Consider the following 26,024-nt stretch of genomic DNA (forward strand, 5'->3'; position numbering starts at 1 on the left):
TTTTATTTACTAAATTAGTTGCTTAAACCACGCAACAAAGCATACACAAATACGTTCTCCCCTACTTATAATTAATGCTACATACAAACAGGTAACTTATATATATATAAACGTTATTACCACAAATTTAAAAGAAGAACCTAACTTCAACAGAACTTTAATAAACTATTAAGGAGAAATAACTTTCTTAAAACTTTTGCATTTTTTAGTTGATGATATTGTCAAAGTAGATTGCTGTTTCTGTTTGATAACTGCATGGTATTTAGTTTAATTAATAAAAAAGTTCTGTTATACAAGTAAATAAAATCAAAATGCAATATATTTGATTTTACATAACGAGTTGGCAACAAGCAAAAAAACAAATAAAAAATATGAAAAGACAAATTTACCTTCTACTTATTTTAGTATTAACAATTAGTTGTAGTTCTGATAATGAAATACCACTGGATAATAATAACGATGATGAGACTGTTGATTTAGTTTTAAATATTACAAATTTTACAGCAAAAATTAATTCACCATTACAGACAAGAGATTACTCTTATCATAATCAAGGATATGATGGTATTTTTGAAAAGCCAGATAGCATAAAGGTATTTAATGGCAATATTAATATAAGTTATGGAAATAATTCAGTTGAACTGAACAATACTGACATTCAACTCGTTTGGAGAAGTAGTATAGATGGAATTTTATTTCAAGGAAACCCTAATGATAACTTCGGAAGTGAAATTGAAAAGACATTAACTAATGGAATTCATACAATATTTTTAGAAGCCTCACTACCAAACCAAAATTTAACTGTGAAAGATTCCATAATATTATCTAACAGCATAAAACTTAATGCAGTAAATACAGGTAAATCTGTGAGACTAAATTGGACAAAATATGAAGGCAATGACTTTGTATCTTACAAGGTTTATACTGAAGACTTTTCCCCGATAACAGAAATTAACGACATTAATACATTAGAATATGATGTTACAAGCTTTTCTTCTCTTGTAGAGGATAAAAAATATCAAATTATCGTTGAAACAAGTGGTAATTACAATCATGTTATAGGTAGTAATATTAAAAGCATGCATCCAGGCGTTTTTATTGACTTTCCATATTATATAAGCAAAATTATAAAAGACCCTTCAAGAGAAAGGCTCTATGCTTTGGTTGGGAATAAAAACTATGAGTCTGATGTGTATGGTTTGTTAGTAATTGATATTAATAATCAAACATTTAAAATCAATTCTCATATATTGCAAGATGATATTTTTGCTGATTTAGATATGTCTCCAGATGGTCAATATCTTTTTCTATGTCAAGAACGAGTTGACAAATTAACAAAACTTAATTTGAACACGTTAGAAGCTACAACTTTTGCAACAAATACAAATGGGTGGGGAATTCATAAAATAGAAGTCGGTAATGATAATGTACTTTACTGTCATAGAGACCCACCTACTTCAGGTACAACTGGTTTCTGGTTGTATAATGGAAATAATGGTAACTTATTAGCAAGTCAGACAGGATTTACAAGCCATGGGGATATTGAATTCAATACTTCTAATAACAAATTATATGGAGCACAAAGTAATGGTGATCATACAATTTATAGATTTTCAAATTCTAATAATAAATTAAATTTAGATAATATAAATCAACCGTATTCTTATAGAGCATACCCATTTGTATTTTTAGCTCCCGATAATCAAAAACTATTCTGGGAAAATTTTGAATTAGATTTAGACTTAAATGTTCTCAGAACTTTTAATACAGATATTAAAGCATGTAGTCCAAATAATAGCTATCTCGCAGATTTTGATAAAATATATAACTATTCAGATTTAAATGTTGCTTGTGAATTTAATGGATTACCACAAGGAAATGACATGTTTAATTCTATAATATTTTCAGATGATAAAACCCTTATTTATTCTCAAGCTAATCAATCTAATGTAAGGTATTCTTCTGACCCATATTGGAGAGCTCAAACATATATTTTCAAATTTGAGATTGAATAAAGCCAGTTGCCATCAAAGTATATAAAAAATAGCGGTTTAATCGCTTAATAGAAAGAATATAAATAAATTAAAGATCTGTTATAACCTGAAAAATTAGTGAGTAAAATCCGCTACTTTTCATATACAAAACCGTTGCCCACAATTAACACCCGTCCTGAAATAAGGCTACATAATTTTAAACATTATGTATAGAAATGACAAAGTAATTAGACGTTACAGTGAACCTTTTAAATTAAAAATTTTAGCCGAACTTACAATCGGAAAACACACAAAGAGCGAACTTTGTAAACTCTACTCTATTGCACCTACAACCGTTAATGAGTGGATTAAAAAGTACAATCGTAAAGACTTAATGAACACCAGAGTAAAAGTGGAGACTAAAGACGAAATATCCAGAATTAAAGCTCTTCAAAAAGAGGTTGAGCAACTAAAAAAACTACTACTTAAAAAAGATCTCGATGCTATGGTAGAAGAATCCTATTTAGAAGTAGCTGCTGAAGATTTAGGTTATAAATCTATTGCTGAACTAAAAAAAAAGTTAAGTATAAAGCCTTAATAAAAGCTAAAGAGAAATCTAAGAAATTTGCGTCTTTAACGACTATAACTCATTGTTTTGGACTTAAACGTGATGCGTATTATAAATACAAATCTAGAGCTGATAAACGTTTAATATTAGAACAACAGATTATAAATATTGTTAGAAAAAGACGCAAATCTCTTCCTAGAGAAGGTGTGCGTAAACTTACTAAATCTTTAGATGTAGATTTTAATAAAGTAAATATTAAAGTTGGTAGAGATACTTTATTTAATGTCCTTAGAAAACACCAAATGCTAACACTTAGAAGGAAAACTAGTGCCAGAACAACAAACTCATATCATCGATTTTATAAATATAATAATATTATAAAAGACTTAAAAATTACAAAATCTAATCAGGTTTGGGTAAGTGATATAACTTACATAAGAACCGTAAAAGGATTTTGTTACTTAGCTTTAATAACAGATATGCACTCTCGAAAAATTGTTGGTTACGACCTTAGTGATAGCTTGGAACTTAAAGGATGTGTGAGAGCGCTAAATAAGGCGATTTATAAAGCTAAAAACATTAATGGGCTTATTCATCATTCAGACAGAGGGATACAATATTGCAGTAATGTATATACTCAAATATTAAAAAGAAAGAAAATAGACATCAGTATGACTGAAGAAAATCATTGTTATGAAAACGCAATGGCTGAACGTGTAAATGGTATTTTAAAAGATGAATTTTATCTAGACCAAACCTTTGATAATGTGGCACACGCAAAGAGAGCTACAAAAAATGCAATTAATTTATACAACGAGATAAGATTACACTTATCTTTAGACTATAAAACACCAAATATGGTATATAAATTATCAGCTTAATTCAATTTTAACCTGTAGCCATATTTCAGGACAAGACATTAACCCATAAAAAAGAAAAATTATGAAAACAAAAAGAATTTTAATTGGAACTATAGTATTATCAATACTTGTATTTATTGCATTTACGCAAATTCAATCAAGTAAAAAAAGTGACAAAATTGCTATTACAAATTTTGAATTCAAAGCAGAAAATAAAGAGGAATTAAAAAAACTTAATTGGGATGCTATTAAAGAAATGTTTAAGGAAAATGATTCTGAACAAGAAATTTCTCTTGCAATAATTCTTTCAAAAAAAGCTGAAAGTAATGATATTTTGAAATATGAATTTACTGGGAAAACAAAGGATTTTGACATTCTTACTGAACGAATAAAAAATCAATTAAGAAACTTGAATTAAAAAACTAAAGCTAACACCATATAAAATTTATTGCTCGTTTTAGCCAAATAGAAAGTCCTCGCGGACTTTCTATTTGGTTTGTATGTATTAAATTAGTTGGTTATACCACGCAACAAAGCATATATAAATACGTTCTTCCCTACTTACATTTATCGCTACATACAAACAGGTAACTTTTCATATGCATAAACGTTATTACCACAAATTTAAAAGAAGAACCTAACCTCAACAGAACTTTAATAAACTATTGAGTAGAAATAACTCTCTTAAGACTTTAGCATTATTTAGTTGATGATATTGCCAAAGAAAAAAGCTGTTTCTAATTGATAACTAAATGATATTCAGTTTTAATAATAAAAAAGGTTTTGTTGCACAAGTAAATAAAATCTAAATGCAATATTTTTGATTTATAACGAGTTGTAAAACATTTGACAAACTTCTAACTTAAAAACTAATTGAATTATTTTGTATTTAAATTAACTTTAATTAAATACTACTTTAATATTTTAGATAACAAAATACTATAAGCTTGACCTAAACAATCAATTTCATATTATGGAAAAAAAATATTTAATACTTGTAATGTTACTCTCCTTATTCATTGTTAATGGGCAAAATAATAAAACTGTAAAATGGATTAATGAAAATGCAATAGAGATTGAAAATGCAAATCCTGATTCTGAACTAACAATTTTTAAAAATAATACACCTAATAAATTTGCAAATGCTAAAATTTTTGGATTCGGAGAAGCTTCTCATAATACAAAAGAATTTTTTGATATAAAAGCAAAATTTTTTAAATATCTAGTGAAAAATCAAGGTGTCAGAATTTTTATAATGGAAGATGAATATCAAGCTGAATCTGGAATAAATGAATGGATAAGTGGCGGAAATGGAAATATTAAAACAATAGCCAAAAACTTTAATATGTATTTTTGGAATACTAAAGAAATAGTGAATCTTTTACAATGGATGAGAAACTATAATTTAGATAAACCAAAAGAAAACCAAATTCGATTTTATGGAATGGATATTGAATTAGGCAAAAAAATTAATCTTACAATACGAGAATTTATCAATAAAAATAAAATTATTGTTGAGGAGGATCTTTTGAAAATTGCAGATAGTTGTTCTAATAAGATGATAGATTATACTAAATTTAATAATTGGTGGCAATATCAAATTCCAAAATTAATTAAATTAAAAAAGGAAATACTAAATTCAGAAATAAAGGATAAAGAATACAAATCTGTAATAAGAAGCCTAAACTATTTAATAGCATATACTGAATATGCATCAAAAGTTAAAAGCAAATTTCCTGAAAGCACAGAATTTAGAGATTTAAAAATGTTTGAAAATGTAAAATGGATAGTAGAAAATGAATCCAAAAATGGTAAAGCTTTTATTTGGGCACATAATGAACACATTAATAAAAAAGAAATGTGGTCTACTGGAAGTAGTATAATAAATTTAGGTCGTCATTTGAAAGATTATTACAAAGATGAATATTATAGTGTAGGTTTTGACTTTGGAATTGGAAAAATAAATGGTTTTGTTGTCGACAAAAAAAAAGGAAATCATTGGAAAACTTACGATATAATAAAACCGTTTAAAAAAACATATGCTAAAACTCTAATGTCTATTAATAAAGATATTTGTTTTGTTGATTTGCAAAAAGCAATTGAAAATGGTTCCTCAAACTTTTTTAGTAAAAAAAACAAACATATATTAATAGGCGCTGGCGGATATAAACCTAAACCGCTTCACAAGATTATGATTAGTAAAATTTACACAGAAACATATGATGGTTTAATTTTTGTTAAAGAAATATCGAAACCTGAATATAATTGGGAGAAATAAATAACGTTTTAAAACACCGTATATATTTTATTGCTAGTTCTCCCCTACTTACAATAATATTCTCATACAAACAGGTAACTTTTTATATACATAAACATTATTGTCAACAATTTAAAAGAAGAACCCAAAATCATTAGAACTTTAATAAACTATTAAGTAAAAACAATTTTCTTAAGATTTCAGCATTCTTTATTTGATAATATTGCCAAAGTAGATAACTGTTTCTATTTGATAACTACATGATATTCAGTTTAAATAATAAAAAAAGGTTATGTTGTACAAGTAAATAAAATCAAAATGCAATATATTTGATTTTATATAACGAGTTATATTTAATTTTGAAAACGGAATTTATAAAAACATACAAACCTAGAGAGGGATATGGATTTGAATGGATCTTTAATACAGATAAGTCAACCACTATTGTTATAAGTAATAAATTTAAATCACCAACATTTATTGACAAATATGTAAATGGAAAAATTATAGATTCAATTTGTTTAAATAAATACAAAGATTTCAAATATGCGTCTAGTTTTAATGGTTATGGAGTAATTAATTCATCAGATTTTTTTGGTCTAATATTTAAAACAGATAAAATTATATTATGGAGTAACCACAACTTTGGGAAATATTCCTTAGTGAAAGTTAAAGATTCCCTCACATTAGATATTAATAATTATCATAAAGTAAGCTTATCATGTTACAATGAATATAGCAATAAATTTATAGTTGCTTTAGAAGATTTATACTACAAAAATGATGCTCCAAGATATGTAAGTAGTTTAAAAATCAATAAAAAAAGTTTTTTAAGAAAAACATCAGCTAATTTTGAAAAAACTTTATTTGAGCTACCAAAAGATAAATACCCCAAAGTTAGGATTAATGATGACTGGCCAAATCATGATTGGTTAAACATTAGAGATATTTTCACGAATGAACATTTCTTATTTATATATTCGACTGGTGGAGCAAAAACCAGAACTAAAAGTGGTAGTGCTTGGGATTATAGTATAATATCAAAATATGATTTTAAAAAAAACTGGATTTGTAATTTTGAAATCGCAAAAGGTCAAGGAAACCATAGTTCAGATAAGAAATATTTTATATTACGACCTCAAGAAAAAAAGAACAGATTATATTTTTATAGTACAATAGACTTTACAAAAAAGTTTGAACTATCTCTGACCTCCAAACAAAATTTAGGTCAACAAAAAAATTCAGGTATTTTAAAATTTGATTTAATTGGTGAGAATTTTATCATATACAGTAACGATTACTTAAATATTTGCAAACTAAAAAACTAAGTATAACACGGTACAAAATTAATTGCTAGCTTTTAGCTTATTTACGAAAATCCTCATGGATTTTCTTTGTCAGTAATTATTTAGTAACTTTATTGCTAAACAAACGCAACTAAATCTTGTACAAACACGTTCTCCCCTACTTATAAGTATCCACACATACAAACAGGTAACTTTCCATACACATAAACGTTATTACCACAAATTTAAAAGAAGAACCTAACGTCAACAGAACTTTAATAGACTATTAAGTAGAAATAACTTCTTAAGATTTCAGCATTATTTAGTTAATGATATAGCCAAAATAGATTACTGTTTCTACTTGATAACTACATGATATTTAGTTTAAGTAATAAAAAAGTGCTGTTATACAAGTAAATAAAATCTAAATGCAATATATTTGATTTTATATAACGAGTTGTGCATAATATTGAGAACTAACTTAAAAACTAACGACTGAATTGAAACGCAAAGAAATATTTTGGCTTATTGGAACAGCAATTTTTGTGCTGATTATAAATTTTTCTCTATTTGGTGTTGACGGATTCAAATCTGAATCTGTAACTGACATAAATGTTCACGACACTTATTTTGTAATTGCGAATATTCATTTTATTCTGCCATTATCCATTCTGATTTTTTTTAGCGTTTATCTTATACGAATGTTAAAACAGAATTTTAAAAACTTAACTGCTAATATGATTTTTGTTATTAGTGGAGTATTGAGTATTTGGATCCTTACTGGAATGATTTCATTTGTCAATTCTTATATCGGAGTAACAGAGACTACAGAATATAATCTTACTGTAACTAACAAAATATTTGACAATGTTTCAACAGTTCTATATTCATTACAAATAATAATAGTTGGATTGATAGTATACAGCGGATTTAAAACTGGACGAAATTATAAGTTGACTGAATAAAAACACCATGCCAACACCGTATAACCAAAATTGCTAGTATAAGCTTACTTGCGAAAGTCCTCTCGGATTTTCTATTCAGTTTGTATTTAATAAATTAGTTGCTTAAACACCTAACAAGGGATACATAAACTCGTTCTCCCCTGCTTATAAGTATCCACACATACAAACAGGTAACTTTTCATATACATAAAGGTTATTACCACAAATTTAAAAGAAGAACCTAATTTCAACAGAACTTTAATATACTATTAAGTAGAAATAACTTTCTTAAGACTTCAGAATTCTTTAGTGTATGATATTGCTTAAGAAAATTACTGTTTCTATTTGATAACTACATGGTTTTAGTTTAAGTAATAAAAAAGTGCTGTTATACAAGTAAATAAAATCTAAATGCAATATATTTGATTTTATATAACGAGTTGTGCGTCATTACAAAATGAGAGTAAATAAAGAAGAAATAATAAATCGAATTAGTGAAACATATTCAAAATTGTCTTTTAAATGTCAACAGAAATTATCAAATAATTCTAAATTTTTAGTTCTACCAAAAGGCGAAATACTTGTCAGAGAAGGACAATATTCTGATAAAACATTTTTCATTTTTAATGGTTGCGCAAGAGCGTACTATTTAAAAGATGGAAAAGACATTTCTGATTGGTTTGCTTTCGATAACGATTTTATTAGTTCTATAAATAGTTTTTTTCTCAATATCCCAAGCCCACATTTTATAGAACTGCTGGAGGATTCCATAATATTAGAAATATCGAAAATAGATGTAGAAAAACTATCTGATGAGCACACTGATTTTGAACGTTTAAGTAAAATTGTTGTGACAAAAACAATGTTACGACAACAGGAAAGAATTTCATCTATGCAATTTCATTCAGCAGAACAGAAATATGATAATATTTTATCCATTCGACCTGATATTACTCAAAGAATTCCATTAACACATATAGCTTCATATATTGGAATTACGCTTGAAACATTAAGTAGAATCCGAAATTTTAAAAACCGAATTTGATATAAATCAAATGACAGCTTAATTTTTAAGTTGATTTTTGTAAAAAAAAAAATGAAACGTATACATTATTTCTCAGGAGTCCTAATTTCCTTTTTCGTGGGAGTACATTTGTTTAATCATTTATATAGTATTTTGGGAGCAGATGCTCATTTTGAAATGATGAATGACTTAAGAGTTGTTTATAGAAACATAATCGCAGAAACCATATTACTTTTTGCTGTTATAATACAGGTTTTTTCGGGAATCAAATTATTCTTTAAAAAACGAAAAAATGTTACTGATTTCTTTGAAAAATTACAAATTTGGACTGGACTTTATCTTGCGATTTTCTTTTTTATTCATTTAAGTGCAGTTTTATCTGGAAGACTAATTTTGAATTTAGACACTAATTTTTATTTTGGAGTTGCCGGACTAAATACATTTCCCTTGAACTTATTTTTTATACCATATTATGGACTTGCTATAATCTCATTTTTTGGGCATATTTCTGCTATTCACTCAAAAAAAATGAAAAATAAAATAATTGGAATTGAGCCGAATATACAATCCTACATTATTCTGATTATTGGAATAATACTGACTTTAGTAATATTCTACGGACTGACAAACGAATTTAATGGAGTTGAAATACCGAAAGAATACGATATAATGACTGGAAAATAAAAACGAACGCACAACAATGTATAAAAATAATAAGGGTTTTAATGCTTAATCAAAGACTAGTGCATATTAACAAAGTCCGCCAAATTTACAATTTGACGGTTAAAATTAAAATAGCGGTAAAATTGTAAATTTGGCTAAGTGCTAAACCGAAAAGTAAGTGCGTTTTAATCCCTTACTATTCTCATACTAAACGTTGTGCATAATATTGAGCAACTAACTTAAAAACTAACGACTGAATTGAAACGCAAAGAAATATTATGGCTTATTGGAACAGCAATTTTTGTGCTGATTATAAATTTTTCTCTATTTGGTGTTGACGGATTCAAATCTGAATCTGTAACTGACATAAATGTTCACGACACTTATTTTGTAATTGCGAATATTCATTTTATTTTTCCATTATCCATTCTGATTTTTTTTAGCGTTTATCTTATACGAATGTTAAAACAGAATTTTAAAAACTTAACTGCTAATATGATTTTTGTTATTAGTGGAGTATTGAGTATTTGGATTCTTACTGGAATGATTTCATTTGTCAATTCTTATATCGGAGTAACAGAGACTACAGAATATAATCTTACTGTAACTAACAAAATATTTGACAATGTTTCAACAGTTCTATATTCATTACAAATAATAATAGTTGGATTGATAGTATACAGCGGATTTAAAACTGGACGATATTATAAGTTGATTGAATAAAAACACCATGCCAACACCGTATAACCAAAATTGCTAGTATAAGCCCACTTACGAAAGTCCTCGCGGACTTTCTATCTGTGATTTATTTGCTAACTTTAGTGCTTAAAGACGCAACGAAATCATACACAAAACCGTTGTAGCTAATATGGTAAAAATGACTTCAGATGAAATATTCGAAAAACTATTAGAAGGAATTTATTCTATTGATATAGGTCGATTTGATTACAACTATATTCCCTTAAAATCAGATTTCACTAAAGCTATAACAAATTCAATAGTCAATAGCTGTAAGGCTTTAAATTTAAAATATAAACTTGAATTTGAATTTGTATTCAATGATGACGTAAAAGAGGAATTTAAAAAAAGAGGGAATTTTGGATACACAGATATTGTTATATATAATAAAGAAGGAAAAGATATCGCAATAGAAATTGATAGTTCATTTAAAAAATGGAGTTTTAAAAAATTAGACCTTTTACGTGAACAAGAATTTGATTCTTATTGGTTTGTATGGAAGAGAAAAACACCTGGAAGAAATATTAAATGGGCAGATCCTCTTGAAATTGGATTTGACAGACAAACAGTAAAAATTTGTACTTATACATTTATTGCAGATGAAGAAAAACTAGCTACAACAACGTGTATAAAACATAGCTGGTAAGTCTTATATCGAAAGTTTTATGCATATTTATAAAGGTAGCTAAATTTTTAAATTTGGTATTTAAAAACAAAATAGAAAAATTCGGCTCTGTGTTTAACCGGAAAATTAGTGTCTATTTATACGCAACTAAATCTTGTACAAACACGTTCTTCCCTACTTAAAATTATCTTCTCATACAAACAAGTAACTTTTATATACATAAACGTTATTACCAGAAATTAAAAAGAATAACCTAACATCAACAGAACCTTAATAAACTATTAAATATAAATAGCTTTCTTAAGACTTTAGCATTATTTAGTTGATAATATTGCCAAAGAAAAATGCTGTTTCTATTTGATAACTGCATGGTATTTAGTTTAAGTAATAAAAAAGTGCTGTTATACAAGTAAATAAAATCTAAATGCAATATATTTGATTTTATATAACGAGTTGTGCATAATATTGAGCAACTAACTTAAAAACTAACGACTGAATTGAAACGCAAAGAAATATTTTGGCTTATTGGAACAGCAATTTTTGTGCTGATTATAAATTTTTCTCTATTTGGTGTTGACGGATTCAAATCTGAATCTGTAACTGACATAAATGTTCACGACACTTATTTTGTAATTGCGAATATTCATTTTATTCTGCCATTATCCATTCTGATTTTTTTTAGCTTTTATCTTATACGAATGTTAAAACAGAATTTTAAAAACTTAACTGCTAATATGATTTTTGTAATTAGTGGAGTATTGAGTATTTGGATCCTTACTGGAATGATTTCAATTGTCAATTCTTATATCGGAGTAACAGAGACTACAGAATATAATCTTCCTGTAACTAACAAAATATTTGACAATGTTTCAACAGTTCTATATTCATTACAAATAATAATAGTTGGATTGATAGTATACAGCGGATTTAAAACTGGACGAAATTATAAGTTGATTGAATAAAAACACCATGCCAACACCGTATAACCAAAATTGCTAGTATAAGCCTACTTGCGAAAGTCCTCGCGGACTTTCTATTTGGTTTGTATGTACTAAATTAGTCTCTATTTATACGTAACAAAGCATACGCAAACACGTTCTCCCCTACTTAAAATTATCTTCACATACAAACAGGTAACTTTTCATATACATAAAAATTATTACCACAAATTTAAAAGAAGAACCTAACATCATCAGAACTTTAATAAACTATTAAGGAGAAATAATTTTCTTAAAACTTTTGCATTATTTAGTTAATGTTATTACCAAAGAAAAATGCTATTTCTATTTGATAACTGCATGGTATTTAGTTTAAGTAATAAAAAGTGCTGTTATACAAGTAAATAACATCTAAATGCAATATATTTGATGTTATATAACGAGTTAGCAAAAATTAAAAAACCAAGTGAAAGAACAGTTCAATGAAATAATTAAATCCGAAGAATTGAAGGATATTACTTTTGATTTGGTTGAACAAGTTTTAGATAACCAAATCACTAATGAAGTTGTCCAAGAAGTTCCAATTCTAAAATCTCTAGTTGCTGTTAGGAAAATTTATAATTCTTATACAGATAGAATTTTCATTAAAAAAGCAATGAATGTTTTACTAGAACTTGGAGAAATAAACTGGAAAGAACGTGTTGAATTGACATCTGAATTGGATGATGAAAACGGAACAGGTTCAGAAAAGATTCTTATGGCAATTGATAGACTAGAAACAATTAAAAAATGCAAAGTCTATGGTCGTTTATGTAAACTAAAGGCTCTAGGGAAAATCAAATATTCGGAAGATTTTTTAAGAATGACTAAACTAATTCAAGATGCATATTTAGATGATTTAATATTAGTTACGGATTTTGAGAAAGGGAAAAAACAGCAAATTCACGAAGGAGATTATTATCCGATAATTAGTTTAGGTCTAATTTACCAAGAACCTTCTGAACAAAAACCAATTGAAAAAAATCATCAGTACAATGAATATGACCCTGAATTTAAAGGTGGAGAAATTGAATTCAACTATCTTCTTTCTGATTTGGGAGCAACTTTGCTTGAACATTATTATGACTTGTTTCCAGAAGATAAAAAGTAAAAACTTTTGCTAACACCGTATATAATTTATTGCTAGCTTATTGCCTACTTGCGAAAGTCCTCGCGGACTTTCTTGGTCGGTAATCATTTACTAAATTAGTTGCTTAAACCACGCAACAAAGCATACACAAATACGTTCTCCCCTACTTACATTTATCACTAGATACAAACAGGTAACTTTTCATATACAAAAACTTTATTACCACAAATTTAAAAGAAGAACCTAACATAAGCACAACTTTAATAGACTATTAAGTAGAAATAACTTTCTTAAGACTTTTGCATTATTTAGTTAATGTTATTGCCAAACTAGATAACTGTTTCTATTTGATAACTTCATGATATTTAGTTTAAGTAATAAAAAAGTGCTGTTATACAAGTAAATAAAATCTAAATGCAATATATTTGATTTTATATAACGAGTTAGCAGCAAATTCAAAACATGGACATAGATACATTAAAAAATATAGCTACAATTGCAGCCCCTTTCACTAAAGCCATTTTAGATACATATCTAGTACCAAAATTCAAAGAACTTGGCAAAAAATGGAATAAAGACCAACTTTTAATTGATCATTATTTTGAAAGTAAATTTCAAGATTACCTTAATGAGTCGTTTGAGAAAAATGCAGTATTAAATACTATTGCTTACAAAAAGAGAAAAGTTTTGCTAAATGATGTATATCTGCCATTAAATTTAATTTGTGAACAAAACAGAGAGGAAATTAAAATCGAAAATTTTGATAATCAACTATTTGAAGAAACCAATAAAATTTTAATAACAGACACAGCAGGAATGGGTAAATCCACTTTGGTAAAAAAAATGCTCATTTCCTGCATTGAACAAAATCAAGGTGTTCCTTTATTAATAGAACTCAGGCGTTTATCAAAGAGCAAAGGTATAATCGATGAAATCATTGAACAATTTAACTCTATTAATGAAAAAATTGACAAGCAATTTATTTTAGATTTAATTAAAAGAGGCGATTTTATTTTTTTCCTAGACGGTTTTGATGAAATTTCATTATCAGAAAGAGCATTTGTTACTACTGATATTGAAAAGTTTGTTTCAAAAGCCAGAGCGAACAAATTTATACTTACATCTCGACCTGAAGACGCATTATCTTCATTTGGAGAATTTAAAAAGTTTAAAATAAAAGCCCTAAACTCTAATGAAGCTTTTGACTTATTAAAAAAATATGATAATCATGGAGTAGTATCAAAATTACTTATCTCTAAATTAGAAGAAAAAGAAGTTTTTCAAAATATTGAGGAATATTTAACAACACCTTTATTAGTGTCTTTGCTTTATACTGCATTTGAGCACAAGCAAAAAATTCCTTTTAAAAAACACGTATTTTACAGACAAGTATATGATGCTCTATTTGAAACTCATGACCTTTCGAAAGGAAACTCTTTCGAAAGAGATAAATATTGCAAATTAGGTTCTGATGATTTTCATCGAGTTTTAAGGATTTTTGGTTATTTATGTTTAAAATCTGGAAATAAAATAGAGTTTACTCGTGATGAGTTAACTACTACCATTCAAAAAGCAATAGACTATTGTGGAGATTTAGATATCAAACCTTCTGACTTTATTAAAGATTTACTGAGTACAGTTCCTATATTTAATAAAGATGGAATATATTTTAAGTGGTCTCATAAATCATTACAAGAATATTTCACAGCTCAGTTTATTTATCTCGACTCAAAAGAAAAGCAAAATGATATGCTTACTCATATTTCTTTTCATCCAAATAATAAATCTTATTTTAATGTACTTGACTTGTATAAAAGTATTGACCCAGTAGGTTTTGAAAGTATAGTCACTTACAAACTTTTAAACGATTTTTTAGATTTTACAAAAAACACCTACAAAAATTTCTCAGGAAATGAAAAATTAGCCAGACAACAATTTTGTTTCAATAATGATATATATCTAATTAATGCTCAGCCGAATACAAAAGTTGACGTGGCTGAGTTTGTTTTTAACTTAATGCGCAAACAATTCAATAATAAATATGTGCCAATGAGTATTATGTTAGCAGATGACACAAACATATCCAACATAAAAACACCAGTAGTAGATAAGCCATACAAATCTCTCATTCAATTTTTCTACAAACAAAGGGCTGATTTTGTATACAGAAATAATGAAGATTTTAAAAAATTATCTGTTAATTTTAAATTACCCAAAAATAAATTACATAAAGTTACAGACCGAAAGAACTCTATCTTGAATAAAGGTGAAAACTTTAAGAAAACTAACGACATTATCAGGTTTTATTCGAGTAGACCTAACAACATTTTCATTGATAAAACAAAAGCAGAATACATAATCAATATTATTAATTCTAAAAAAGAAAAAAAATCAAATGATGACTTGTTGGACTTTTAAAATCTGCTGCTAACAACGTATATAAAAAATAGAGCCTTAATCGCTTAACCTAAAGAAAATGAATAAATTAAAGGTCAGTTATAATCGAAAAAGTTAGTTCATGGAAATCAGCTACTTTTCATATACAAGACCATTAATTCCGAAAAAACTAAAAAATAATATGAAACAGATTTTTATTGGAAAATTAGCATTTACAAGAAAAGCAATTTTAATAATAGTTTAGGGTTCTTTTTAACTGGAGTACTTTTAGGCAGTGTTATCTTTTCAAGTATAAAATCAAATTCAAGTTTCAATAGTATTTCTTTCTTTTTTTTAAATATTCCGATTTGGGCTTTGTTAATTTCTAAAATCAATAAAGAAATTACAGAAAATTAAAAAGCACCTGTATTAACAATTCCTAATAGTATCTAATAATAACAGGGCTTGCCTAATAAAAACGTTTCGACATACCTTTAAATTTGTTTTTATAAAATCTTCTAATCAAGAGTTTTAAAGCTTAAAATACGAACTATACCCGGCATTTTTAAACCAATTGTTAGCAGCCTGATACCAGTTTGCTAGTAGATTTCTCCGTAAAAAGTCCATTTTTTAAAAATACCCCCTACCCGCACCCGAACAAACCCCGAAGCAAACTCGAATAAATCACTATAAAATTTGCGTAGCTGTGTCAGTACGTATCAAGATGTGTCATAACGTGTCTTAATTGGTCAATTTTGGTCATAAAGTTTCAAAAGCGTTTACAAAACGTCAGTTTGTGTCAATACGTATCAGCAGGTGTCAAGTACTTGTTTTCGTGCACTTTAGTCTGTATGTTTGGTTTCTATTAATCATAAAAAAAAAGAAGTATGGCAACATTTGAAAAAGGCATCTTAGGCGGATTTTCTGGAAAAGTAGGTAACGTAGTAGGCTCTAGATGGAGGGGTAAAAATGTAATGCGTAGTTTACCACAACGTGGTAATTATACAGCAACAGAAAAACAAACAGAACAACGTCAAAAATTTAAAACTGTAATTGGGTTTTTAAGTCCGATTGTAGAAATTTTAAATAGTTATTTTGGCAGTGCACAAGGCGATAAATCGAGAGCCAATTTGGCAACCTCTTATCATCTTAAAAACGCAGTAATAAATACACCACAAGGTGCCGTAATGGATTATCCAAAAGTGTTGATAAGTAAAGGCGATTTAAGAGGAATTGATGGCGGTGCAGTGGCAGCTGCAGCAAACCAAACCCTAAACTTTAGTTGGCAAGACAATAGCGGCCAAGGCAAAGCAACCGCTACCGATACTTTAATGGTAGTGGTATATGCACCCGATCTAAATTTGTTTTATACCAACACAACTGTAGCAGATAGAAGTGCTACCACAGCCAGTGTAACATTACCCAATTTTATGGCAACTTTTAATGTAGAAATTTGGGCCTCTTTTAGCAAACCATCCACCAACTTTGCTGCGATAAGCACGTATATGGGGGCAGTTACGGTGCTGTAACATCCTGTAGGTTACAACATAAAACATGTGTATAAGGTGTTTGCACACAACGAGTAACTAGTTGTGTACAAACACTTTTTTGTGTTCTCAAAAATCAGGTGTTTTTTATAAACAACCTACAAATTATGTATAAAATCTATTTACATTTTTACATTGCCCAATGCCTTGTTAATAAACAATTTATTTAACAAATGTTTTGGATACATAGGACTATGACCTAATTTAAAACTAGGTATGTTGTGCTGTTTGCGTAAACGGTACATGGTGCTACGGCTAACATTTAAATGCGCCATGGCTTGCTCTGTAGTTAGCCATACTTCATTTTCTAACAAATGTGCATCATACGCTAAATGCTTGTTTTGTACAGCGGGTTGTTGTTTTTTTTCTTTTTTCATAAGTACTTTTTCTTAGTAACCTACTCTTTTGACATAGAGTACGTTAGCCTAAATATACTTAATTTTTTTTAAGTCTTGTTTTATAGGTATAAATACGGGGTATGTAAAAGGCTAAAAAATGTTTATATTGATTATAGGCGCAATGCAAGTACAAGACCAAATAAAACGTTGTTTTTTTAAAGCAATAATTTGTAAGACAATTCAATGTACGCACATGATGCTTTACTTCTATATCGTCACGTAAAAACTGTTTTACTAAAATTGTAACATAATTTTTTTAAAAAACTGTTGTCACAACTATTACTTTTAAGCAAAGCAAAAGGTACATAACGCAGCACATTATGATACAACTATATGGTTTGATATTTAAAATGGTTTTATAAAGCGAATCGATTTTCGCAAAATAGTATGTACTATAAATACATATATTAATTTTTATAAGTTTTCAGTGCATTTTTAGTTTCAAGTGGTCTGTCAGTAGCAAAAATATCAATCCCAAGGTTTGTCCATTTTCTATAGAGATGATTGCCTTTTGCAGCAGCACTCTTATCTAAGTTTCCTAAAGTACCCAGCATACATTGTACTCCTTTTGAGTGCAATTGGTTATACAATTTGGTGTTTGAAAGCCTTGTTCCTGTAAAAGCAACCATATTGGCCCAAGGAATACCAGAATTGGCCGCTTTATTAAACTCCTCTATATTTCTAATGCTAACAGATAACATCACATTCGGATTCAAGTTATATAACTTTTGAGCCGTTTTTAAAGAATAAGTAATAATAACAGATTGGTTTAAAGCATTGTTTTTTTCTATAAATTGTAGCACTTCTGCTGGGTCTACACTTCGCTTAATATCTACAGTAAGTATAGCATTTTCTTTTTTTGCCCAATCTAATACTTCCTTAAATAAAGGGATTTTAAAATCAACAATGGTTTTAAAATCATCTTTAAGTTGTAATTGTTCCATTGCCGCCCAATTGTTTTGATCTACCCTACCAAACCCCGTTGATGTGCGTTCTAGCGAATTATCATGCATCAATAATAATACACCATCTTTACTTTTAGCTACATCAATTTCAAATAAGGCATTTGGGATATGTTTTTTAATGTATTGCATCGTCTCTAAACAATTTTCAGGATAACCAGGATAACCTTTTCCTCCGCGATGTGCACTAATTAATATCTCCTTATCTTTTGCATATTTAAAATGTGTTTGTAACGTATTTTCTAGCTTGTTTTTTTCTTTACAACCAATAAAAAGAAATGCAATTAGTAAAATAGAAGTTATTAGTTTTTTCATCTTATAAAAATTTTGAGAGGCTTACCATGTAAGTGTCGTAAAGCTTTTATTAAAAGCCACTTATTACATGTATGCTTTTAAGTATTGCTATGAGTCAAATATACTATTTTGGTTCTATCTTAATTGAACGGATTATTAAATTTAAATTAATTCTTGTCTAAAAAAATGAGATCATATTGGTAATGAATTTTTAGTTAAAATATAAATTGCTATTTCTGAATCTAAAATTAAAAAACATAGCCTTTGCTACATAAAAGTTTACATGTAATAAACTTTACAGTTGTTAAAAAAGTCTTGGTAAAGTAGTTGAATACTCAAAAAAACATATCGAGATTGCTAAAATCTTAGCGTACTATCAAAACATAGATTGTTTAGTGATAGCAAACTATTATGATAAATTATATTGATTTTTGGGGTGTTTTGAAGTGAAAAACAAGTTGTGGGGAGAGCAGGATTCGAACCTGCGAAGACATAGTCAACGGAGTTACAGTCCGTCCTCGTTGGCCGCTTGAGTATCTCCCCTTTTTGTGCTATTTTAATACGATATACAGCTAATTTTAAAGTAGCCATTATTGTAAAAAAACAACCTTGTTTTCTTAAGGTGTGCGAATATACAAAGTTTTTATAAACGACCTAAAATTTTTATAATTTTTTCAACTTAATTTTTCATTTATAAATAAGTAAAGCAGTTTAAGAATTTTTTAAACTAAAATTGTGGTGCCATTCGCAGATTTATTTTTGTTTTCGTCAAAATAAAAATCAATACGACCCAAATTGATACCATAAGCACCAACCTGATTTACCAATATATTTTTATCGTCTAAGTTTTTTACCAGTGTTGGTTTCGGTAAAAAGGTATGTGTATGTCCGCCAATAATTAAATCGATGTCTTTGGTTGCTTTCGCAAGGTTTAGATCAGAAATTTTATTCGGATTATTTTTATAATAATACCCTAAATGAGATAAACAGATAATTAAATCGCAGTTTTCTTCATTTTTAAGCTTTTTAGTAATATCCTGAGAAATTTCTACCGGATCTAAATACCCTGTTTCTTTATACATTTTTTTGCCTACCAATCCTTCAAGCTCAATACCTAAACCAAAGATTCCTATTTTAATACCATCTTTTACAATAATTTTATAAGGTTTTACGTGCGTATCTAAAACGGTATTTTTAAAATCGTAATTCGCAGAAACAAAATCGAATTTAGCATTGGGCAATTGTTTGTATAAACCCTCTATAGAATTGTCAAAATCATGATTACCAATGGTTGCAACATCATATTTTAACATGCTCATTAGCTTAAACTCAAGCTCGCCACCAAAATAATTAAAATACGGTGTTCCTTGAAAAATATCACCAGCATCTAACAATAACGTGTTTTTGTTTTCATTTCTAATTTGTTCTATCAATGTAGCTCTTCTTGCCACTCCACCTCTATTTGGGTTTCTGCTATGATCTGCATCAAAAGGTTCTATATGACTATGTGTATCGTTGGTATGTAAAATAGTAATATGACGCTTATGGTTCGTAGCTAGTGTTGGTAAAACCAAACCATCTACCATAGATAAAGCTGCAGCGCCACCTAATTGTTTTATAAAATTTCTTCTTTTCATAATTATAAAGTTACACGGTTATCTATTGCGGCTTTTATGGTATCTGTTTGTTGAAAGTAATGGATGATGGCATCTCTAACCTTATAATCTAACTTTGTAAGTTTTATAGGATTTTTAAAGAAGTTCATGCTATCGCCACCACCTTGTAAATAGTCTGATGTTAAGACATGATAGGTTTTGTTTTTATCAAAATTTTGTCCTTTAATTTTTAATTGATAACCATCTTTACGGATGTTTAATGCAACTTCTTTAGACAAAGGATGTGCACTTTTAGAAGCTATAAAATAGCTTACCAACGCTTCTATTTTAGCACCAGATAGTTGCACAACAACCAACTCATTTTCAAAAGGCATTAAATTAAAAGCGTCTTCTTGTGTTACATCTCCCATAGAAATATTTGCACGCAAACCACCACTGTTAAACATAGAAAAATCGATTGCTGCGTTTGTTTTATCTTTAAACATCGCATTTGCCATTTCAAAACACATATCTGCCATTAAATTCCCTAAATTGCTTTGTCTGTTTTCGCTTTTTTTGGTAAAATTATAAGGCGCATAACTTAATACTTTTTCCATTTCACCAATCATTTTTCTAGTATAAGGTGCAATGATACTATCAATTTTTGCTGATGATTCTAGGGTACTATCAATCGCAATATTTTTTGCAGTAATTTTAGTAAGGTGTACTTCTGTCTTTTTACAAGCTGTAAATAAAAGAAATAGACATAAAAAATGGATAAATTTCATGTAAGTAGTGTTGGTTATTTTAAAAATCTAAAATTATACTTTTTAATCAATATGTAGAATACAATTATCAAAATGTTTATGTTAAAAAAAAAGAATACTTCACTTTAACATACACAACAAACAAATTGAACACTTTAAATTGCTAATAGTATGTAAATGTGAAGTTTGATGCACTTAGGCTTTAGAAAGTTAAATTATTTAAAAAGTAAACAAAATCTTTATTGTATTTTGCAATCTTAACAAACATTTTACAATTGAAGTTAGTAAGCTTTCTTTTTATATTTTTAAGTACGTTTATAAATCTTTACGGTTTTCAAAAAGTAAATAAGAACATTGATGTTGCTAAGGATTCTAGCAGTTTAAAATCAAATGATAAGATTGTTTTAGATACCGATTGGAACTTTTATTGGAATCAACTTTTAACACCAGAAAGTGTTAAATCTGCTACAGTTTACAAGCAGGTTTCTCTACAAAATTGGACAAATTTTACCTTAAACAACCAAAAAAGTTTACCTTCTTTGGGTTTTGCAACCTATACAAAAACGGTGACCATACCTAGTGATCTAGTTGCATCGTCATTATACATTCCTAAAATTTACGCTGCTTCAAAACTTTGGATTAACGGAGAATTTATTTCAGAGATAGGTGTTGTGGGTACCAATAGAAAAGAAACCTTACATCGAAGATTTTCGCAAATTATTCCTTTAAATACAAACGAGTCTACTTTCGAAATCGTTTTGCAAGTTGCTAACTTTTATCACTCTAAAGGTGGTATTACAGAACCTTTAGTTATTGCACCCACAAAACAATTATTTGATAAGAAAACGAAACGTATTGTTGCCGATATGATTTTTATTGGTTGCCTTGGTTTTATTGGAGTCTTTTTCTTGTTTTTTTACCTTTGGTATTGGAACAAAGACCAAGCGGTGTTGCATTTTGCAATAATGTGTATTGCTTTGTCTTATATGGCTTTAAGTGATCGTTATGCGCCATTTACACACCTTTTTGAAAATGCTAACTGGCTATTATTAACCAGAATAGAATACGTTGCTTTATTTTTAGGCGGTTCTGCAGCAAGTTTGTTTTTTAATGATATTTTTAAAAAATTTAGGCATGCTATTTACACTAAAATTATAAAAATTAGCTTTTGGACGCTTACAAGTTTAGCAGTCATTTTACCGGCACCCTACTTTACATATCTCTTAATGCCATTTTTAGTTTTGATGCTTTTAAATCTAACGTATGTAGCGTTTATAATTATTAAAGTCATTTTTATAAAAAAATCTGAATCGATACTACTTTTAATAAGCATGTTGTTAGGATCTGCAATTTTTATCATTCATATATTTTTCTTTATTGATGAAAATGATTTTGCCATAATTTTTGTAAACTTTGGTTATGTTGTTGCTTTTTTATTATTGTCTATGCTTTTAATGAATCGCTTTTCGATTTCTTTTAAACAGTTAGAAATTTCTAAAGAATTGGCTCTCAAACAAAAAAAGGAAATTTCTTTGCAATCAGAAAAATTATCGCAAGCCAACCTAAAGTTAGAAGAAAATTTACTGCTTCTAGAAAATTACAATACAGAGTTAGACGATTTTAATCATATTGTTTCTCACGATTTAAAATCTCCGTTAGTTTCGGTGTACTCTTTGGCTTCTTTTATAGAAGAAGATTTAAAAGACAATTTAGATGTTAATACAAAGTATCATTTAAAACTTTTAAAAGATGTTGTTTCTAAAATGGAATCTTTAATCAATGGTTTATTAGCATATTCTAAAGCAGCTAAAGGCAATAAAGTAAAAGCCTATTTTAGCATACATCAACTATTAAACAAGGTATCTAGTGTTGTAGATAATCAGCATAAAAGTAGCATCCTTTTACCTGAAAAAGATGTAGATATTTATGCAAATGAAACAGAACTAAGTCATGTTTTTCAAAATTTAATTAGCAACGCAATTAAGCACAACGACAAAGAAAAGGCAATTATAAAGATTGATGTTAAAGAAATAGCAGAAGGGTATTTGTTTAGTGTTACTGATAATGGACCCGGAATTGAAGAAAAATACCACGATAAAATCTTTAAAATCTTTAGTCAATTAAAAATTAATGAAGATGTAGAAAGTACAGGAATTGGTTTGGCTATTGTTAAAAAAATTATTACTCAGAATAAAGGAGAAATTACCATAGATTCTGATAAAGGGAAAGGTTTAACCATCAGTTTTACTTGGAAAATATAAAATACAAAAACCATCGATAACTAAGGTATTTAATAGATAGCAAACATGAATTAAATTGTATATTTGCCCTTACTTTATATAACTGTATTCTAAATAGTATTTTAAATGGAAAAGCCTTTTAAAAAATTACACAATCACTTAAAAGAAAAATTAACTTCTTTCGAAATTTCTGTACCAACAGAATTTCAAAAAGTAGCAATTCCTGCTATTAAAAGTGGCGCAAATTTATATTGTACAGCTTCAGAAAACAGTGGTAAATCAACAACATTAATACTTACAACATTACATAAATTAAAGTGTGAAGAAAAAGGTGATGCACCAAGAGCTATTGTTTTAGTAGAAGACAACGAAAAAGCACAAGAACTGTACAATGCTTTTTTATTATATACAAGACATACAAGCTTAAGAGTTTATTTTGGTGATGAAAAAGAACATATAGACCTTTTAAAATCTGAAATTTTTGAAGGAATAGACATTCTTATTTCAACACCTAAAATTGTAAATAAATTATTATTACTAGAAGGATTAAACACAACACAAGTAAAAATTTTAAGTGTTGATGATGCTTCTTTTTTATCTCAAAAATCTCCATACACAGATATAATTTCTATTACACAAAGCATTCATAAATGTCAGTTTGTAATTTATGCTGAAAAATTAGATGCTACATTAAAACGTTTTGAAGCTAATTTTATGGAGTATTCTAAAAAAATATCTGTTTAAACCAATTGTTTGCTCATTTTGGTTAAGGCCACATCGGGTGCTGATAAAGTTCCCCAAGTAGTTTCCATTTGCTTAATTTTATCGTGCGCGCCAGCTTGTTTTAAAATACTTAACACAGCGTTGTATGCAGAATCTAAAGCACCAACAATCCAACCATGGTGAACAGAACAACATTCTCCTGCAAAATGTAAAGAACCATTAAATTCTGGCGTTAGCAAGGTTGGATATAAACTTTTAAATTGGCCTGGTTTAAAAAGTGCAAAGGCACCACCATTGGCATGATTATCCCAAAACCAAGTTTTGGTAGTTTCTTCTGGTTTATAACCTGCAAAATGTTCGTAAATATCTACTTCTGGATATAAATACTGAATTCCTTTTAAACATTCGTTTACTCTTTCTTCATCAGAAAGCGCACCTATTCTTTCGGCATCTTGTGCCCAACAGTAAATTTGTAAAACACCACCTTCTGCATCATAGCCATAAGAAGGGTATACAATTTGTCTGTTCGATTTGTCTGACACTGCAACACCTAAACCTTTATCTTGTCTTTCACCTAAAGTTGCCCAAAATTGTTTTTTAAATGTAATAAAAGCTTTAAAAGACGGCATATAATTACATTCTCTAATAGCTCTTGCTTTTGAAAAAGATAAATTATCAAAGAAATTTTCTTTTAAATCTCCGTTTAAATACGCTCCGTTTGGCAATGTTGTAATTACATACGGATACTGTTTTTCTCTTGTTTCACCATGATTTCTAATGGTCATTTTAACTCCGCCATGACCTTTGTATAAGTTTTCATCATAATTAATATGAGTAACTCTGTGTTCTAAATGCACACGTTCTTTCTTTTTAGATTTTGAACCTTGTACTGGTGCAGAAGCATCTGCAGCCGGAACTGTTTTTGGTGGTGCTGCGGCTATTGTTAAATTATCTGGAGAGTACCCAACTTTACCATTTAAACCAGGTTTCATACCTATTAATTCTTGAGCTCTTTGTCCGTCTTCTGGTAAAATACCTTTCTCTAAATTTAAAACAGTTTTACAAGCATCAGGAAAATGTTGCATTCCTTTATCCATCGTAATCATATAAATATTTTGATCTGTGGCATCGTACGAGTTTTTGCTACCATCCCAATCATAACTTGCCAAAATAATTTCTACAAAAGATACAGTATACATGCCCGTACCAACATTTAAGGTTTCTAGATAACTGGCAATATTGTAAGGTAAATGGGCTGTTTTTTCTCCCATTGCAGGATTGTAGTATTCACCTAAATCGCCAAGTGTAAATACATTAGTAAGGTACGCCCACATAGAAAAATTGTCAAACTTCATCAATTTCTTAAATCCTTTTGAAAAAGATTGATTTATTGCCGTGATAAAAGGTTCATTCACTTTATCTAAAATTTTATTAATTGGTAAAAAAGATTCTGAACCTAACGTTGTTTTAGTTACCCAAACCATTGGGATATCTCCGCCTTTATCTACACCAAAATTTAAAGCATTTAGATTAGAATCTTCTGCTAAAATTGGTTTTTTCATGTTGTTATAGCGCAATCTTTGTACCGGTGAATTGTAATAGAATTTTCTCCAAATTAACAAAGTATCTTCTAAATCGTTTCTTTTTAGAACTGCATTTACAGACAAAGCAAGTTGTTGTACAGGTAGCATATCATTAGAAAACTGTGGAATTCTCATACCACCTACTTCACCATACAATCCTGCTTTGTTTGTATCTTTTACATCATACTTTGTAGAATACCAAGTATCTATTCTACCACCTACTCTTTCTGAGCTTTCAAATATTTCAAACTCTATATTTAAAGACTGCAGTATCAATCCGGAATATAAACCTGCAAAACCGCCACCAATAATTCCGACTATTGGTTTGTCTGCTTTTTCAGAATTTATGTGTTCGTTAAAATGATTTGCTTTGGGTCTACTTCTATGTTCTTCTACTGTACTTTGATAATCTTTACCATAGTTTTCTATCAAAAATTCTGAAAAAGCATTTCTAACAGAATTTTCTCTTTTGTTATCAATATCAATAGATTTTGCATTGGGTCTAAAAGGTAAATAGCTCATAATTATAAATTA

The 26,024-nt window shown here is 28.6% G+C and carries 22 protein-coding genes and 1 tRNA gene; 17 read left to right on the forward strand and 6 right to left on the reverse strand.

All coding sequences use genetic code 11. From position 1 onward, the window contains the following. Positions 1-371: 371 nt before the first annotated feature. From B5464_RS13525 to B5464_RS13595, 15 genes are all read left to right on the forward strand, one after another. Positions 372-2,015, forward strand: a complete 1,644-nt coding sequence (locus B5464_RS13525) for a hypothetical protein (protein WP_079738816.1) — start codon at positions 372-374, stop codon at positions 2,013-2,015. Positions 2,016-2,199: 184 nt separating this feature from the next. Next, on the forward strand, positions 2,200-2,571 hold the full coding sequence (locus tag B5464_RS13530) for a transposase (RefSeq protein WP_079737286.1): 372 nt from the start codon (positions 2,200-2,202) through the stop codon (positions 2,569-2,571). Continuing rightward, complete coding sequence (locus B5464_RS13535; RefSeq protein WP_079737287.1) at positions 2,571-3,422, forward strand: IS3 family transposase; 852 nt, start codon at positions 2,571-2,573, stop codon at positions 3,420-3,422. Before B5464_RS13530 ends, B5464_RS13535 begins: the two co-directional genes overlap by 1 nt. A 61-nt stretch (positions 3,423-3,483) precedes the next feature. Continuing rightward, entirely contained in the window at positions 3,484-3,819 is a 336-nt protein-coding gene (locus B5464_RS13540) for a hypothetical protein (protein WP_079738817.1), read from the forward strand. 555 nt (positions 3,820-4,374) lie between these two features. Further along, on the forward strand, positions 4,375-5,679 hold the full coding sequence (locus B5464_RS13545; RefSeq protein WP_079738818.1) for an erythromycin esterase family protein: 1,305 nt from the start codon (positions 4,375-4,377) through the stop codon (positions 5,677-5,679). Between the two features lie 308 nt (positions 5,680-5,987). Then, positions 5,988-6,986, forward strand: coding sequence for a hypothetical protein (locus B5464_RS13550; protein WP_154066979.1), 999 nt, complete (start codon positions 5,988-5,990; stop codon positions 6,984-6,986). A gap of 458 nt (positions 6,987-7,444) precedes the next feature. Continuing rightward, the gene (locus tag B5464_RS13555; RefSeq protein WP_077809275.1) at positions 7,445-7,909 is read left to right on the forward strand and encodes a hypothetical protein; all 465 of its coding nucleotides are present in this window, start codon (positions 7,445-7,447) and stop codon (positions 7,907-7,909) included. 436 nt (positions 7,910-8,345) lie between these two features. Next, positions 8,346-8,933 carry a Crp/Fnr family transcriptional regulator gene (locus B5464_RS13560; protein ID WP_079738820.1) on the forward strand — a complete coding sequence of 196 codons (588 nt, stop codon included), beginning with the start codon at positions 8,346-8,348 and terminating at the stop codon, positions 8,931-8,933. A 51-nt stretch (positions 8,934-8,984) separates the two neighbouring features. Beyond that, positions 8,985-9,596: a hypothetical protein gene (locus tag B5464_RS13565; protein ID WP_079738821.1), complete on the forward strand. Its 612-nt coding sequence runs from the start codon at positions 8,985-8,987 to the stop codon at positions 9,594-9,596. A gap of 237 nt (positions 9,597-9,833) precedes the next feature. Next, a complete protein-coding gene (locus B5464_RS13570) occupies positions 9,834-10,298 on the forward strand; it encodes a hypothetical protein (protein WP_079738822.1) in 465 nt (154 codons plus the stop codon). Between the two features lie 154 nt (positions 10,299-10,452). Next, positions 10,453-10,959, forward strand: coding sequence for a hypothetical protein (locus B5464_RS13575; RefSeq protein ID WP_154066980.1), 507 nt, complete (start codon positions 10,453-10,455; stop codon positions 10,957-10,959). 476 nt (positions 10,960-11,435) lie between these two features. Further along, positions 11,436-11,900 carry a hypothetical protein gene (locus tag B5464_RS13580; RefSeq protein ID WP_079738824.1) on the forward strand — a complete coding sequence of 155 codons (465 nt, stop codon included), beginning with the start codon at positions 11,436-11,438 and terminating at the stop codon, positions 11,898-11,900. Positions 11,901-12,342: 442 nt separating this feature from the next. Further along, the gene (locus tag B5464_RS13585) at positions 12,343-13,026 is read left to right on the forward strand and encodes a hypothetical protein (RefSeq protein WP_079738825.1); all 684 of its coding nucleotides are present in this window, start codon (positions 12,343-12,345) and stop codon (positions 13,024-13,026) included. A 441-nt stretch (positions 13,027-13,467) separates the two neighbouring features. After that, positions 13,468-15,423, forward strand: a complete 1,956-nt coding sequence (locus tag B5464_RS13590; RefSeq protein WP_079738826.1) for an NACHT domain-containing NTPase — start codon at positions 13,468-13,470, stop codon at positions 15,421-15,423. Between the two features lie 845 nt (positions 15,424-16,268). Then, the gene (locus tag B5464_RS13595; RefSeq protein ID WP_079738827.1) at positions 16,269-16,910 is read left to right on the forward strand and encodes a DUF6266 family protein; all 642 of its coding nucleotides are present in this window, start codon (positions 16,269-16,271) and stop codon (positions 16,908-16,910) included. Positions 16,911-17,050: 140 nt separating this feature from the next. Here B5464_RS13595 and B5464_RS13600 read toward each other — a convergent pair whose 3' ends face one another. The 5 genes from B5464_RS13600 to B5464_RS13620 all read right to left on the reverse strand — a co-directional run bounded on the left by B5464_RS13600 (position 17,051) and on the right by B5464_RS13620 (position 20,965). After that, a complete protein-coding gene (locus B5464_RS13600; protein ID WP_079738828.1) occupies positions 17,051-17,305 on the reverse strand; it encodes a helix-turn-helix domain-containing protein in 255 nt (84 codons plus the stop codon). 428 nt (positions 17,306-17,733) lie between these two features. After that, the gene (locus tag B5464_RS13605) at positions 17,734-18,603 is read right to left on the reverse strand and encodes a glycerophosphodiester phosphodiesterase family protein (protein ID WP_079738829.1); all 870 of its coding nucleotides are present in this window, start codon (positions 18,601-18,603) and stop codon (positions 17,734-17,736) included. A gap of 440 nt (positions 18,604-19,043) precedes the next feature. Next, a tRNA-Tyr gene (locus tag B5464_RS13610) sits at positions 19,044-19,125 on the reverse strand. Between the two features lie 179 nt (positions 19,126-19,304). Then, a complete protein-coding gene (locus B5464_RS13615) occupies positions 19,305-20,219 on the reverse strand; it encodes a bifunctional UDP-sugar hydrolase/5'-nucleotidase (RefSeq protein WP_079738830.1) in 915 nt (304 codons plus the stop codon). A gap of 2 nt (positions 20,220-20,221) precedes the next feature. Beyond that, the gene (locus tag B5464_RS13620; protein ID WP_079738831.1) at positions 20,222-20,965 is read right to left on the reverse strand and encodes a 5'-nucleotidase C-terminal domain-containing protein; all 744 of its coding nucleotides are present in this window, start codon (positions 20,963-20,965) and stop codon (positions 20,222-20,224) included. Positions 20,966-21,219: 254 nt separating this feature from the next. On the opposite strand from B5464_RS13620, the gene B5464_RS13625 reads away from it, so the two are divergent. After that, the gene (locus B5464_RS13625; protein WP_079738832.1) at positions 21,220-23,205 is read left to right on the forward strand and encodes an ATP-binding protein; all 1,986 of its coding nucleotides are present in this window, start codon (positions 21,220-21,222) and stop codon (positions 23,203-23,205) included. 105 nt (positions 23,206-23,310) lie between these two features. Then, on the forward strand, positions 23,311-23,928 hold the full coding sequence (locus tag B5464_RS13630) for a DEAD/DEAH box helicase (RefSeq protein WP_079738833.1): 618 nt from the start codon (positions 23,311-23,313) through the stop codon (positions 23,926-23,928). On the opposite strand, the gene B5464_RS13635 is transcribed toward B5464_RS13630, so the two are convergent. Beyond that, a complete protein-coding gene (locus tag B5464_RS13635; protein ID WP_079738834.1) occupies positions 23,925-26,012 on the reverse strand; it encodes an NAD(P)/FAD-dependent oxidoreductase in 2,088 nt (695 codons plus the stop codon). The two genes, B5464_RS13630 and B5464_RS13635, sit on opposite strands and share 4 nt — an antisense overlap. Positions 26,013-26,024 lie beyond the last annotated feature (12 nt).

Origin of the sequence: Polaribacter sp. KT 15 (genome assembly GCF_900143115.1) — a bacterium.
GTDB classification, from domain to species: Bacteria; Bacteroidota; Bacteroidia; order Flavobacteriales; family Flavobacteriaceae; genus Polaribacter; species Polaribacter marinaquae.